General features: G+C 61.0%; 13 protein-coding genes. 8 read left to right on the top strand and 5 right to left on the bottom strand.

Annotation, left to right across the window (positions count from 1 at the left end; genetic code table 11):
* Window positions 1-58: 58 nt before the first annotated feature.
* Together CU048_06125 and CU048_06120 are read left to right on the top strand one after the other, a co-directional pair.
* A complete protein-coding gene (locus CU048_06125) occupies window positions 59-541 on the top strand; it encodes a response regulator (protein QBR70927.1) in 483 nt (160 codons plus the stop codon).
* A gap of 114 nt (window positions 542-655) precedes the next feature.
* Window positions 656-2,569, top strand: coding sequence for an AsmA family protein (locus tag CU048_06120; protein QBR70926.1), 1,914 nt, complete (start codon window positions 656-658; stop codon window positions 2,567-2,569).
* Between the two features lie 81 nt (window positions 2,570-2,650).
* On the opposite strand, the gene CU048_06115 is transcribed toward CU048_06120, so the two are convergent.
* On the bottom strand, window positions 2,651-3,898 hold the full coding sequence (locus CU048_06115) for an ethanolamine utilization protein EutM (protein ID QBR70925.1): 1,248 nt from the start codon (window positions 3,896-3,898) through the stop codon (window positions 2,651-2,653).
* 245 nt (window positions 3,899-4,143) lie between these two features.
* On the opposite strand from CU048_06115, the gene rsmI reads away from it, so the two are divergent.
* The 6 genes from rsmI (at window position 4,144) to CU048_06085 (ending at window position 10,180) form a co-directional block, all read left to right on the top strand.
* The gene (gene rsmI / locus CU048_06110; protein QBR70924.1) at window positions 4,144-5,145 is read left to right on the top strand and encodes a 16S rRNA (cytidine(1402)-2'-O)-methyltransferase; all 1,002 of its coding nucleotides are present in this window, start codon (window positions 4,144-4,146) and stop codon (window positions 5,143-5,145) included.
* Complete coding sequence (locus tag CU048_06105) at window positions 5,142-5,516, top strand: YraN family protein (protein ID QBR70923.1); 375 nt, start codon at window positions 5,142-5,144, stop codon at window positions 5,514-5,516. Before rsmI ends, CU048_06105 begins: the two co-directional genes overlap by 4 nt.
* Before the next feature lie 191 nt (window positions 5,517-5,707).
* Window positions 5,708-6,682: a hypothetical protein gene (locus CU048_06100; GenBank protein ID QBR70922.1), complete on the top strand. Its 975-nt coding sequence runs from the start codon at window positions 5,708-5,710 to the stop codon at window positions 6,680-6,682.
* Between the two features lie 59 nt (window positions 6,683-6,741).
* Window positions 6,742-7,743: a quinolinate synthase gene (locus CU048_06095; GenBank protein ID QBR70921.1), complete on the top strand. Its 1,002-nt coding sequence runs from the start codon at window positions 6,742-6,744 to the stop codon at window positions 7,741-7,743.
* Complete coding sequence (locus tag CU048_06090) at window positions 7,743-9,269, top strand: L-aspartate oxidase (GenBank protein ID QBR72704.1); 1,527 nt, start codon at window positions 7,743-7,745, stop codon at window positions 9,267-9,269. The genes CU048_06095 and CU048_06090 overlap by 1 nt, the downstream gene beginning before the upstream one ends.
* Window positions 9,270-9,325: 56 nt before the next feature.
* Entirely contained in the window at window positions 9,326-10,180 is an 855-nt protein-coding gene (locus CU048_06085) for a nicotinate-nucleotide diphosphorylase (carboxylating) (GenBank protein ID QBR70920.1), read from the top strand.
* Window positions 10,181-10,224: 44 nt separating this feature from the next.
* On the opposite strand, the gene CU048_06080 is transcribed toward CU048_06085, so the two are convergent.
* The 4 genes from CU048_06080 to CU048_06065 form a co-directional block, all read right to left on the bottom strand.
* Window positions 10,225-10,413, bottom strand: coding sequence for a hypothetical protein (locus CU048_06080; protein ID QBR70919.1), 189 nt, complete (start codon window positions 10,411-10,413; stop codon window positions 10,225-10,227).
* Window positions 10,414-10,632: 219 nt separating this feature from the next.
* Window positions 10,633-11,124 carry a DoxX family protein gene (locus CU048_06075; GenBank protein ID QBR70918.1) on the bottom strand — a complete coding sequence of 164 codons (492 nt, stop codon included), beginning with the start codon at window positions 11,122-11,124 and terminating at the stop codon, window positions 10,633-10,635.
* Window positions 11,124-11,894 carry a DUF2063 domain-containing protein gene (locus CU048_06070; protein ID QBR72703.1) on the bottom strand — a complete coding sequence of 257 codons (771 nt, stop codon included), beginning with the start codon at window positions 11,892-11,894 and terminating at the stop codon, window positions 11,124-11,126. The genes CU048_06075 and CU048_06070 overlap by 1 nt, the downstream gene beginning before the upstream one ends.
* A gap of 17 nt (window positions 11,895-11,911) precedes the next feature.
* Window positions 11,912-12,772 carry a hypothetical protein gene (locus tag CU048_06065; GenBank protein ID QBR72702.1) on the bottom strand — a complete coding sequence of 287 codons (861 nt, stop codon included), beginning with the start codon at window positions 12,770-12,772 and terminating at the stop codon, window positions 11,912-11,914.
* Between the last annotated feature and the right edge of the window lie 79 nt (window positions 12,773-12,851).

The following is a 12,851-nucleotide window of genomic DNA, read 5'->3' as shown; positions in this document are numbered from 1 at the left end:
GACTCTGCTGCTCAGTTGGGCGATAATTTCTGTTTCGAAAGATCAAATTGTAAGTAACATGTTTTCCGATGCTAAGGTTCAGCCCAAGAGACCCAGAATACTGATCGTAGAGGACGAGCCCTTTATTGCTCTCACCCTCGAAGCGATGATGTCTGAACTTGGGTTCGAGGTTGCCGGCTGTGCCGCCAAGATTTCCACCGCGCTCGAGGTGATCCAGCGCGGACAGGTCGACGGCGCCATCCTCGACGTGAACCTCGGCGCGCACAGGATCGATCCGGTTGCCGATCTCCTGGCCAGTCTCGAATGTCCGTTTTTCTTTACGACAGGCCATAGCATATCCGGGGTTCCCACGCGCCACGCCGGACGTATTGTTCTGCAAAAGCCGTTCGGGATTGAGCAACTCGCCTCCGCAATGTGCTCGGAGTTTTGCGCCTCGACAGGCGAGGGGCAGGTCCGGTACGAAGCCGATGCTGGCGTTTCTGCGGGCGATCAGCAAACCAAAACATGTTGTGCTACCGAGGGGCCGACGCCGACCCCGTGAAGCCGCGGACCGGGCGACGCAACCGGCCAGATCTGCCTTGATCGTGACATAGTCGCGGACCAGACCATCACTTTGGCTAGTTCCGCGGCAACCCTTTAGGGCAAACTGAGAGCCATGGTCGAACCGGCAACCGTCGCTCCTCGGCGTTCCCCAACCCCACGCAAAAGCCTGCCGCGCATTTTCCAAATTTTTGTCGGCTTAGCCGTTCTCGTCGCAATCGCAGCAGGAGCTGCGCCTTGGGCCTTTTCCAATGCGGCCCTGCGCAATGAAATCGCCTTGCAAATCCGTCGCATTACCGGCCTGGCCGCTGTCTCGCAAGGCCGCGCGGTCTTCGTCGTTCTGCCGGAACCGCACATCAGCATCGACGACGTGAGTTTCGCCGATCCTTCCGGAGCGCTTCGCGTCAGCGCCCGTTACCTGAAAGGCTATCTGCGGATCGCGCCGCTGTTGGCCGGACGGATCGAACTGACATCGGCAACCCTCGGGCAGCCGGACATGCATATCGATCTCGATGGGCGGCCGATGCAGCCGGACAGTAGGATCGGGCGCGCGGCCGACGCAGCAACGGCAACTCCCGAGGCCGCCGCCGCCGATGAGGAGAGGCTCGGTGTCGTGACGCTCGTCAACGGCAGCGCTCGTTTGATCAGCAAGTCGTTTAAATCGGATGTCTTGATCGACGCCATCAACATGACCCTTGACTGGCGCAAACCTGGCGCGGCGGCCAATGTAATCGGCAAGGCACGGGTTCGCGGCGAGACCGCCACCATCGCCGCATGGATTGCAAAACCGGTTGAACTGCTGCGGGGCCAGCAATCCAGAATGGCCTTGAAAATCGACGCCCCCCTGCTTTCCCTCGCGACGGAGGGCACCCTTGGAAGCGCGCCGACTTGGCAATACGCCGGCCACGTTCATGCGGCGGCTTCATCGGTGCGCGAGCTCTTGGAGAAGGCCGAATATCCGATTCCGCTTCCGGGGCCCTTCAACGGCTTCGACCTGACCTGCGATGCAAATATTGTAGCAGCCAGTGCCGTTTTGTCCGGGCTGCGGCTGCAATTCGATGGGAATGATTTCGAAGGAACCCTGGCATTCCAGGCTGGCGACAAAATCCCGGTGCTTTCGGGAACATTGGCGACCAATCAGCTTTCGCTGCGGCCGTTCCTCTCCGCCCTTCCTTCGGCCATCGGCCACGATGGCCAATGGAACCAGGATCCGTTCAATCTCAAAGACCTCGGCTGGGCCGACGTCGATTTGCGCATATCCGCATCGCACATGCTGTTCTCGCATTTCGACATTGAAGACGCCGCCGTCTCGTTGATGACCAATAACCGGCGGCTGGAATTAAACGTTGCCGAGGCCAAGGCCTATCAAGGCACGATCAGAGGCCGCGCTTCGTTCGATCTGAACGACAACACCGTCAGTATGCGCCTTGGCGGCGCGCTCTCCGGCATCGATGTGGCAGCTTTTTCGTTCGATGCTTTGGGTTGGCCGGAATTTGCCGGGTCCTTGACGGGAACGGTCAATATCGAGAGCGCGGGAACCAGCATGTACGAGCTCATGCACAAGCTCGATGGTAAAGCGCAAATCGATGTCGCGCGGGGACAGCTCGGTGGGATCGATCTCGATTCGGCTTTACGACGGATCGACAAAAGTCCGCTTGCGCTTCTGACCAATATTCATAGGGGCCGGACCGCTTTCGACCGCGCGAGTTTCGGACTGCGTTTCGTGAAAGGCGTTGCCGACATTGAGGATGGCAAGCTTGAGAACCCGAGCCTCACGCTTGGGTTTGGCGGCGCCGTCGACTTCGGCGAACGGGCGCTGGATCTGCATGCTGCGGCAATGCCGTCCGTCGACGAAGCGAAGCCGGGCGAAGAAGCGCCGAAGTTTCGGTTCGATATTGCGGGTTCCTGGGACGATTTGGCGTTTGCCCCCGACGTCCGCAGTCTGATCCGTCGGTCCGGGGCAGCTGCCCCGCTGTTTTTGCAAAAGCCAACCAAGCACGTCGCCCCGGAAGGCGAAGTCCAACCGTAATCGCTGTGTGCTTAACCGGGCTCGCTTAAGCACGCCTCCGATCGATTGAATTCAATCGAAGCCATCCGATCTGCATCGCGCTCAGGTCGCCGAGGCGGCACCGGCAAAGGAGTGTGGCGCCGGGCTGATCGGCACGGCGGTGCCATCGTTGATCTGCAGGACAGAAAGACCACGCTCGTTTGTGCCATCGGCGCGGAAGCGAAAAACGCCGTCGGCGCCATTGAAGCCGGAACGGTTGGTCAGGACATTTTGCGAATAGCGCTGCGAGCCTTGCGTGTGTGCGAGCGCCGCGGCGAGCGAAACGGCATCATAGGCAAGCGTCGCGATCCGCGTCGGATCAGAGCCATATTTGGCGCGGTAGCGTGCGGCGAAGGCGTTGAATCCACCGTTTTCCGGCGCGGCGAACCATGCGCCTTGCAATGCAGGAAGCTTCAGAACACGTGCGTCGTTCCAAAGACCGGTGCCGAGGATCTGCACCTGCTTCGTGTTGATCCCGGCCGCGGTCAGAGCCTGCGAGAGCGCGGGCATTGCATCGGCTTGATCAGGAATGAACAAGGCGTCGATTTGATCGCCGAGCGCGGCGATTTTCTTTGTCGCTTCGGGCAAATTGCGGGGCTGGTAATGTTCGATCGTCATGACCCGAATATTGTCGCGGGCTGCCGCTTGCTGAAATTCGGCTTCGGCAACACGCCCGTAGTCATTCTCAGGGATCAAGGCGGCGATCGATTTCTTGCCTTTGGAGGCAGCGAAATCGACGATCCGGTCGACGTAATTTTCGATCAGGAAGGACAACAGAAACAGGCCCTGGCCGGCGGTCGACGTGTCGGTCGAAAAGGCGATGACCGGCTTACCTGAACCATGAGCGACCACGCCTACCTCGCGCACGCTCGAGGCGAACAACGGACCGATCACTAACTCGGCGCCCTGGGACATCGCCGCCTGGGCGGCCGCGCGCGCCCCGTCCGGTGTCGAATGATCGTCCTTGATCAACAAGGTCAGATCATTGCCGCCGGCTTCCGAATAGGCGAGTTCGGCGGCATTGCGTAAGGAGGTGCCAACGACGCTTGGACCCGACGCCTGCGTCAAGGGGAGGACGAGAGCCACCTTGGCCGGACCGGACCCGATCTGTTCGGATTGATCGGGCGCGGTTTGGGCTGCGGGGCCAGGTGGCGCCAATTCGCCCGATCCGCCCCGGCCGAGCATCCCGCTCATGGAACCGCAGGCCGCCAGCGAAAGTCCAAGTCCGAGCGCAATCATGGCGCGGACCGCAAGAGCGCAAGCTTTATCGGAAAGCCTCCGGCAAGCTTCCTTGCGCAATAAATAGCTCATCCGTGCAAAGCTCCTACAGCCTGCTTTTCCATAAACTTAACGGGTCGCAAAGGGATCATATCCGGAGATGGCATGGATCTATGCCCTTTTCAGTCATAAATTAAGGACGGCGGCAATAGACGCGGCCATTGACTTTAGCCTGACTTGCTAAAAAAGTGGCTTTGTTCTATAAATAGAACGATTGGATGTTTTAACGAACGTGGCTTTTTAACAGGGGCCGGCGATCGTCCGGCGGGATAGGGACCATGAACGCGGGCAATCCGAACAGACCCGGGAATTCGGCCCCGTCGGGGGTCGCTGCCGGAGGGGAGCTATCGCGTGCCACGACCTTGCACGCAAAAAGTTCCGAGGCTGAAAAAGCGTCGGGGGCTTTTACGGCTTTCGGTCTGAGAGCCGAGGCGGAGCCGATCCGGCGCGGACTTCATGTCGTGGCCACCCCGATTGGCAACCTTGGCGACATCTCGTTTCGCGCGCTGGCGACTCTCGCCGCGGCGGACGCGATCATCGCCGAAGACACGCGGGTCACGAAAACTTTGCTTGCGCATTATGGGATAGCGACGCCGCTGGTCGCGTATCACGAGCATAATGCCGCCGTCATTCGTCCGCACCTCCTGGCACGACTGGCGGGCGGTGCGGCGTTGGCCCTGGTGTCGGACGCGGGCACGCCCTTGATTTCCGATCCGGGATTCAAGCTCGTGACCGAGGCCCTGGCGCAAAATATCGAGGTGGTGTCAGTTCCGGGGGCTTCGGCGGTGCTCGCCGCGCTGGTGGTCGCGGGACTGCCGACCGATCGTTTCTTCTTCGAAGGATTTCTGCCGCCCAAGAGCGGTCCGCGGCGTCAGCGTATTGCCGAACTGGCGACAATTCCCGGGACGTTGGTTTTCTTCGAGTCGCCGCGTCGCGTGGCGGAAACCTTGAATGATTTATCTGCTGTGCTCGGTTCGCGCGAAGCGGCCATCGCGCGCGAACTCACCAAATATTATGAAACCGTCCGCCGTGGGACATTGCCGGAGCTGGCCGCGAGCTTTTCTCAAGAGACGCCGCCCAAAGGCGAAATCGTTGTGCTTGTCGGGCCGCCGGGCGTCCAGGAGTTCAGGGAAAGCCAGGAGTCCCTCGATGCCCGGCTTGGCAAGGCGCTGGAAACCTACTCGGTCAAGGACGCCGCTGCCGTCGTGTCGGCCGAGACAGGTCAACCGCGCCGGAAGATTTACGCCCGAGCGCTTGAGCTGTCCGTGCGGGCCCGGTGACGTCCACTCATTCCCGCGCGCTCGCGCATCGCCGGGGGATTCTGGCCGAGCGGGTCGCGCTCGCTGTCTTGCGGCTCAAGGGCTACCGCGTTCTGGCCTTCCGCTATCGTGTTCACGGCGGCGAAATCGACGTTGTTGTCCGCCGGGGCGACACCGTGGCCTTCGTCGAAGTGAAAGTGCGGCCGACCCTCGATGAGGCCAAGACCGCGGTCAGTTTTAGCAAAACTCGCCGCATTTCGCGCGCGGCACGGGTTTGGCTGGCGGCAAATCCTTGGGCGGCGCCGCTCACGCTGCGCGGCGATGCGATCTTTGTCGCGCCCTGGTGCTGGCCGCGCCATGTGATTGCGGCAATCCCCTTGGAATTGGGTTGAATTGCGGCCCGACGTCCACAAATAGTCTGAAGCCTTGGGAGAAAATTATGTAAAAACAAATGGATCGAACAGTAATAATAGTTCCCAAAAACGCAAAAAGACGATATGGATTTGAAGTTCCCACGAGCGGATCGAAACTCCATGAAACCCGGTGACGGCGCCGTTTGATGGGCACGTTTCCCGAGAGCAGTATGGTCAAGGCGAGCGCCCCTGCCGCACCGAACCTGGTCCAGGGTGGGATTGCTGCCGATCTTATTGCCGTGCTTGCCGCTGTCACCTCCGGAGATCCGCGGGTTCTGACGATTCAGGATCAATGCGCTCTGCCGTCCGGTCCCTTTGAGCTTGAGCATCGTTCGCTGCAGGCGGGACTGCGCGCCTGGGTCGAAGCCCAAACTCGGCTCCCCCTCGGCTATGTCGAACAGCTTTATACCTTCGCCGATCGGGACCGGGGCGGCCCGGGGCAGCATTCGATTTCCATCAGCTATCTAGGGTTGACGCATGAGCAGCCCGTTTCCGGTGCGCATTACGCGAGCTGGCGCAGCTGGTATATGTATTTTCCATGGGAAGACCATCGCGTCGGGCCGCCCGCGATGATCGAAGAAACGCTGCTGCCTCGGCTTGAAGCCTGGGCGAGCGCCGCGCGCGATGCCAGCGTGGAGCAGGATCGTCGGCACCGCATCTCGATCACCTTCGGCCGCGATGGCCGCCCCTGGAACGAGGAGCTCGTTCTTCAGCGGTATGAATTGCTTTACGAAGCGGGACTCATTCCAGAAGCCGCGCGCGGAAGCTTGCCGGGGGGCATTCGCAACAGCACTCCCAGTGTTCTGCCGGACATGGGCCAGCCGATGATCCTGGATCACCGCCGTATTCTCGCAACGGGTATTGCGAGGCTGCGGGCCAAGATCAAATATCACCCGGTGGTGTTTGAGCTCATGCCGGCCACCTTCACGCTTCTCCAATTGCAGCGCTGCGTCGAAGCCTTGGCGGGGCGGCTGGTGCACAAGCAGAATTTCCGGCGCCTGATCGCGCAGCAGGAACTGGTCGAGGAAACCGGGGAAACCACCCCCGACACCGGCGGGCGTCCCGCGAAACTGTTTCGCTTCCGCCGCGACGTGATCAGCGAACGCGCCGTCGTCGGAACCAAATTGCCGATCTCCAGGGCTTGACAAATCTTATGCTCAATACCAGCATATGTGTATGTAATGCTCGGTTGGAGTATAAGGCTATGGCGGTACCGGGTTCGGAAACGCTTCGCGCGAAAAATCTCTACGCGGAAAACCTCTATGCGAAGGTGAGCCATGCCATCCCGGCGATCGAGTGGCCGGTCCATGCGCAGGACATCGACGCCATTATGACGTTGAAGCGGACCCGGAATGCCGTGGTCCTCGCGCATAATTACCAGACGCCCGAGATTTTTCACTGCGTTGCCGATTTCGTCGGCGACAGCCTTGCCCTTGCCCGCGAAGCCATGACCGCCGATGCCGATGTCATCGTCCTGGCCGGCGTTCATTTCATGGCCGAAACGGCGAAACTGTTGAACCCGGAAAAAACCGTTCTCATTCCCGATACGGGCGCTGGATGTTCGCTTGCGGACTCGATCAGGCCGGAGGATGTCCGGTTGCTCCGGCAAACCTATCCGGGGGTTCCGATCGTCACCTATGTGAACACGTCGGCCGCGGTGAAAGCTCTTTCGGATATTTGCTGCACCTCCGGCAATGCGCGCGCCGTGATCGAATCGCTGGGTGTGGATCGCGTCATCATGTTGCCCGACGAGTTTCTGGCGCGAAACATTGCCGCAGAGACGAATGTCAAGGTCATCGCCTGGTCCGGTCATTGCGAAGTGCATGAACGCTTCAGCGCCGAGGAAGTCCGCGAATTGCGCGAGGATTATCCGGGCGTGATCGTTTTGGCGCATCCCGAATGTCCGCCCGAAGTCGTGGCCGAAGCTGATTTCGCAGGATCGACGGCCGCCATGTCGGCCTATGTGAACAACCATCGGCCCGCCAGGGTGGTGCTGCTGACGGAATGCTCGATGAGCGACAACGTCGCCCTGCAATATCCCGAACTCGAGTTCATCCGCCCCTGCAATCTCTGCCCGCATATGAAGAAGATTACGCTGCGCAACATCCGGCATGCGTTGGAGACCATGCAGCATGAAGTGCAGATCGATCCTGAAATTGCGGTTTCCGCGCGCCGCGCCGTCGAACGCATGCTGGCGGTGAAGTGATGGAAGCGGTCGACACGCGCGGCGCCTGCGTCATCATTGGCGGCGGCCTCGCCGGTCTCACCGCAGCCCTTTCCATGGCTCCGGCGCCGGTGATCCTGCTGAGCAAGGCACCGCTCGCATCCGAGTCCTCGAGCGTGCTCGCGCAAGGCGGGGTTGCCGCAAGCCTTGGGCCGGACGATGATCTTTCGCTGCACTTGACCGATACATTGAAGGCAGGTGACGGCCTTTGCGACCGCGCGGTGGCACGCACCATCCTCGCGGCGGCGCCGGCGGCAATTTCCGATTTGAGCCGGCGGGGCGTTCCCTTCGATCGGGACAGCCATGGCAAAATCGCGCTCGGCCTTGAAGCGGCGCATTCGCGCCGTCGAATCGCGCACGCCGGTGGCGATGCCAGCGGGCGTGAAATCATGCGGGCGCTAACCCATCTCGTGCGCCAAACCCCATCCATTACCGTGATCGAGGGAGCTGAAGCCCGCGAATTGATCCTCGACGACGAGGCGGTGGCCGGGGTTCTTGTCGACATCTCTGGCGGACCGGTGGTTTTCGCGGCCGATCGCGTCGTCGTCGCCACGGGGGGGATCGGCGGACTTTTCCAATACGGCACCAATCCAGCCGGGTCATGGGGGCAGGGCCTCGCGCTGGCGGCCAAGGCCGGCGCACGGATGGCCGATCTCGAATTCATTCAGTTTCACCCGACGGCTCTCGACAGCGACTCGTTTCCGCTCAAGCTCATCAGCGAAACGGTGCGCGGCGAAGGCGCGATCCTGATCGACGAGACCGGACACCGCTTCATGGCTGGGGAGCCCGGCGCCGAACTGGCTGCACGTGATATCGTCGCGCGGGCGGTTTGGCGGCATATGGCGGCCGGCCATCGGGTTTTTCTCGATGCACGGGATGTCCCCGATCTCGATTTTCCGCGCCGCTTTCCGGCCATTACAAGTTTCTGCCAGGCTGCCGGCATCGACCCTGTGACGCAACCCATTCCGGTCCGGCCCGCCGCGCATTATCACATGGGCGGCATTGCCGTCGATCTCAGCGGCAGGACGTCGGTTCAAGGCTTATGGGCCTGTGGTGAGGCGGCCTGCACCGGGCTGCACGGCGCCAATCGTCTGGCCAGCAATTCGCTGCTCGAGGCGGCGGTTTGCGGTCGGCTTATCGCCGAAAGCATCGCGGCGGTCCCGACGGCCCGGCGCAAGCCGCGTGTCCAAGCTTCGGCCATGATCTGCCCCGATCCGGCTCCCGTGCGCCCTATCCTCACCCGCGCCGCCGGCGTCTTGCGCGATGGCGATGGTTTGGCGGCGGCGGCGGGAAAGCTTTTACCGATGGCGCTTGGCAATGGCGCGGCGCGCGATCCGGCCATTGTCGGATTGATGATCGCAATCGCCGCTCTCCGCCGCCAGGAAAGTCGCGGCGCTCATGCGCGCACGGACTTCCCGGATCGTGCCAGCCCCGCGGCGAGAAGCACGTTGCATCTCGAAGCGGCGCTCGCTCACGCGCGGGAACTTGCTTTCGAGCCTGCTGACTGAGTTCCGTGCAGGCTTCCGCTTAGCCGGTTAAAAGTTTGCCTGGAAAGGGCCAGCGCATGACGCCGCCACCGCCGCTCGCGCGGATCATGTTCGAGCCCCTCGTGCGCGCCGCGCTTCTCGAAGACCTCGGCCGCGCGGGCGATCTCACGACCGATGCGGTGGTGCCGGTTGGGCTCACGGCGCGGGCCGCGCTGGTTGCGCGCGAGAGCGGCGTGGTGGCCGGTCTTGACCTTGCCCGCCTCGCCTTCGAGCTGATCGACGCAAAGATCGAGTTGCGCATCGAACGCGAAGACGGCGCTCGTGTCGCGCCGGGCGATGTGATTGCGACTCTATTCGGGCCGGCCCGCGGGGTGTTGACCGCGGAGCGGACCGCGCTGAATTTTCTCGGCCATTTGAGCGGCATCGCGAGTGCCACGGCTTTGATCGTGGCGGCTGTTGCCGGGACCAAGGCCAAAATCGTTTGTACCCGCAAGACGACTCCAGGCCTGCGCGCGCTCGAAAAATATGCGGTGCGCGCGGGAGGTGGTGCCAATCATCGCTTCGGTCTCGATGACGCGATCCTAATCAAGGACAATCATGTCGCGATCGCGGGCGGGGTTACCCAAGCTCTCCGCCGCGCCCGTGCCGGGGCCGGGCATCTGGTTAAAATCGAACTGGAGGTCGATAATCTGGAGCAGCTCAAGGAGGCGCTCGGCGAGGGCGTCGATGTCGTGCTCCTCGACAATATGGATTTGGATACCCTGGCCAGGGCCGTCACGCTGGTCGGAGGCCGCGCGCTTACCGAAGCATCGGGGCGGGTCACGCCATCAACGGCCCCCGCAATCGCGGCAACGGGGGTCGACCTCATTTCGATCGGCTGGCTCACGCATAGTGCCGCCGTTCTCGATATTGGGTTGGACTTCGAAGCGTAGAGCCTGACCCGAAAACCAATATCGCGGATCAGGCTGCCTTAAGTTCAGTCACCGCTTCGGGGGTTCTGCGGATCGCCGGATTGATACCCTTTCTCGTCCGCTCCGGACCAGAAAGCGCTTGGGTCTTCCAGGCGATAGATCGAACGACCCTCGTACACCGGATAGGGCGGAGAGGTTTGGATTCCATAGCGCGCATCCGGAGGTAACATCTGCGCGGAAGCTGCAGTGACCATGCCGCATGAAATAGCTAAGCAAGCCAATGCGATCAATTTGTTCATAACATGCTCCCTACTGAGGCAGTGCGGCCTCATTTTTTGAAAGTTTTATGACAATAATGTAACGAAGCCACGACAGTTTAAAAGAGGCATGCCTAATTTGTGATCAGCCCAGTAAGGCAATAAGGTTAGTCAACTTTTAGCGTGACCAAATCTTCCTATCGTCGCGGGGAGCGTTTAAGCGCGATGGGAACGGCGTTGCCAGAAAAGCGCGATCAAATGATCGAGGGAAAAGATCCCTGGGCCGCGCGCGATGACGACGAGAAAACAGGTCGCCCAGACGCCATGCGTTGGCCACGCGTCGGGATAGACGAAAATCTCTATCACCGCAGTCATGCAGAGGAGCGCCAGGGCGGACAAGCGGCTTGCGAGGCCGACGACAAGCAGGATCGGAAAAAAATGCTCGCTGAAAGCCGCGATTTTCGCGGCCAGTTCGGGATCGATCCAAGGCAAGGCATATTCGTCGCGAAACAGCGCGATCGCATTATCGGTCACGTGGAAGCCTTCAATCTTCGTCTGTCCCGACATCCAGAACACGGCGGCCGGAAAAATCCGCGCCGCGAGCGAGATGAGCGATTGCGGAATCTTGTCCAAAGTCGCAATCGCCGCGCCGATCAAGCGATCCAACATCGAGGAGTCTTCAGCTTCAACTTGCGGGATTCTGGTCATCAAGAGGCCTCGACATTTTCGGTCATTTCGACGATGAGTCCGGTAAACAACAGGGCGAGATTGAGCGGCAGGTCGAACTGCGGGGTAGCGGCGAAAGCCGCGGCCGCGGCAGATCCGAAGTGTTCGCCCGCCGCAAGCTTTTGCAAGAACACCGCGCTGCCGGCCGGCAAACCGCGGACTTCGACATCGAGACCGGGGCGCGATACAAGCGCATCCTCGGCATGCCAATCCGTCACCGGCGCGAGGTCCGTTTCGCCGGCGTTCATCGCCCAGATCGTGACAATCGGATAAGTCGAGGTCACTATTTCGACGGCGGGGTGCATGGTGAACCGCAGCCCGGCCAACGCGGTTTGAGGCACGCGGCTGAGTTCTGCTGGTGTCAAAGGTTTTGCGTCGGCTGCGTGATAGGCGCGTGTGCGGGCTGCTTCCAGCCGTGCGACATCCGCCAGATAAGGCACGCTTCGCGCCGGCTCAAACGCCGCCAAAAACGCCGGAAAATCATCGCCAAAGAACATCAGCAGGGGCGAGCGCGGCGGATGCGCGGCCGCGAAAACTTTTGCAGCGAGCCCGAAGAACTCTTCGCCCACGATTTTGCGTGTAGCCGGAAAGCGCGCCTCCAAGGCGCCGGCAAGACCGACCATGACATTGTTGCGATATACCCCGAAACGTTTTTGCGGAACATCGCAGCTGTGCGAGGTCACATCGTTCGGCACGGGCTTATCCGGGTCGAGGAGGGCGCTGGCGAAATCGCTTTGGCATGTCTTCGGCATAACAGAGTCGAGCTCCATCAGGCTGCAACCGTCGCGGCACCGACAGATTTCGCCCGATCCAAATGGGCCTGCGCGGACAGCGCCTCGGCCAGGAGGCTTTGCCAATCCGGCACATCATTGTCCCATTCGATCAAGGTTGGAAGCGGACCGGTGCGGGAGATCACCTGATCGAACAAGGCGAAGACATCGTCGATGACGGGCGATCCATGCGCATCGATGCACAGGGGGAAACCTTGGTCGTCGACCGTTTCGAAATGACCGGCGAGATGAATTTCACCAACCAGATCGAACGGAAACTCGGCGAGATAGGCATGCGCATCGGTCGCGTGATTGCGGGCCGAAACGAAGACATTGTTGACGTCGAGCAGAAGTCCGCATCCGGTCGCGCGCGCGATCGCTTGCAAAAACGCGGTCTCCGGAATTGTCGATTCCTTGAAAAGCAGATAGGTCGCGGGATTCTCAAGAAGGAGGCGGCGCCCAAGCACGTTTTGCACTTCGTCGACATGCTCGATCACGCTGGCCAGAGTCGCCTCGGTATAGGGCAAGGGAAGCAGATCGTTGAAGAAAACGTCGCCGTGCGATGACCACGCAAGATGCTCTGAAAAGCTTTCCGGCTGATAGCCTTCGCAGAGCCGCTTCAGACGCGCCAGATGGTCGCGATCGAGCGGTCCTTCGGCCCCAATGTTGAGCCCAACGCCATGCAGCGACAAGGCATAATTCTCGCGGAGAAATTGCAACTGCGCATGGGGCGCGCCCCCAGCGCCCATGTAATTCTCGGCATGCACTTCGAAAAAACCAAGCGGTTGCGGGGCGCTGGCAATTGCCGCGAAATGCTGCGGCTTGAAGCCGACGCCAACGCTGACGGGAAGTTGCATCATGGGCATGGCTGCACTCTCCACTTCGGCTCAACCTCGGCTCGCAAAATGCCGCGCCGCAACAAGGGGGCTCGCGGAGCCC

It is taken from the genome of Beijerinckiaceae bacterium, from assembly GCA_004564215.1.
In the GTDB taxonomy this organism is placed as follows: domain Bacteria; phylum Pseudomonadota; class Alphaproteobacteria; order Rhizobiales; family Beijerinckiaceae; genus Methylocapsa.
The sequence above is the reverse complement of the archived record's forward strand: the minus strand, read 5'-3'. Positions and strand labels throughout refer to the sequence as shown.

What these genes read in the sequence shown, in the direction of transcription:
- CU048_06090 (QBR72704.1), top strand. Translation starts at nt 7,743, where the DNA reads ATGGAAGCGGTCGACACGCGCGGCGCCTGCGTCATCATTGGCGGCGGC.
- rsmI (QBR70924.1), top strand. Translation starts at nt 4,144, where the DNA reads ATGAACGCGGGCAATCCGAACAGACCCGGGAATTCGGCCCCGTCGGGG.
- CU048_06075 (QBR70918.1), bottom strand. Translation starts at nt 11,124, where the DNA reads ATGACCAGAATCCCGCAAGTTGAAGCTGAAGACTCCTCGATGTTGGAT.
- CU048_06080 (QBR70919.1), bottom strand. Translation starts at nt 10,413, where the DNA reads ATGGTCACTGCAGCTTCCGCGCAGATGTTACCTCCGGATGCGCGCTAT.
- CU048_06065 (QBR72702.1), bottom strand. Translation starts at nt 12,772, where the DNA reads ATGATGCAACTTCCCGTCAGCGTTGGCGTCGGCTTCAAGCCGCAGCAT.
- CU048_06085 (QBR70920.1), top strand. Translation starts at nt 9,326, where the DNA reads ATGACGCCGCCACCGCCGCTCGCGCGGATCATGTTCGAGCCCCTCGTG.
- CU048_06100 (QBR70922.1), top strand. Translation starts at nt 5,708, where the DNA reads ATGGTCAAGGCGAGCGCCCCTGCCGCACCGAACCTGGTCCAGGGTGGG.
- CU048_06120 (QBR70926.1), top strand. Translation starts at nt 656, where the DNA reads ATGGTCGAACCGGCAACCGTCGCTCCTCGGCGTTCCCCAACCCCACGC.
- CU048_06095 (QBR70921.1), top strand. Translation starts at nt 6,742, where the DNA reads ATGGCGGTACCGGGTTCGGAAACGCTTCGCGCGAAAAATCTCTACGCG.
- CU048_06125 (QBR70927.1), top strand. Translation starts at nt 59, where the DNA reads ATGTTTTCCGATGCTAAGGTTCAGCCCAAGAGACCCAGAATACTGATC.
- CU048_06070 (QBR72703.1), bottom strand. Translation starts at nt 11,894, where the DNA reads ATGCCGAAGACATGCCAAAGCGATTTCGCCAGCGCCCTCCTCGACCCG.
- CU048_06115 (QBR70925.1), bottom strand. Translation starts at nt 3,898, where the DNA reads ATGAGCTATTTATTGCGCAAGGAAGCTTGCCGGAGGCTTTCCGATAAA.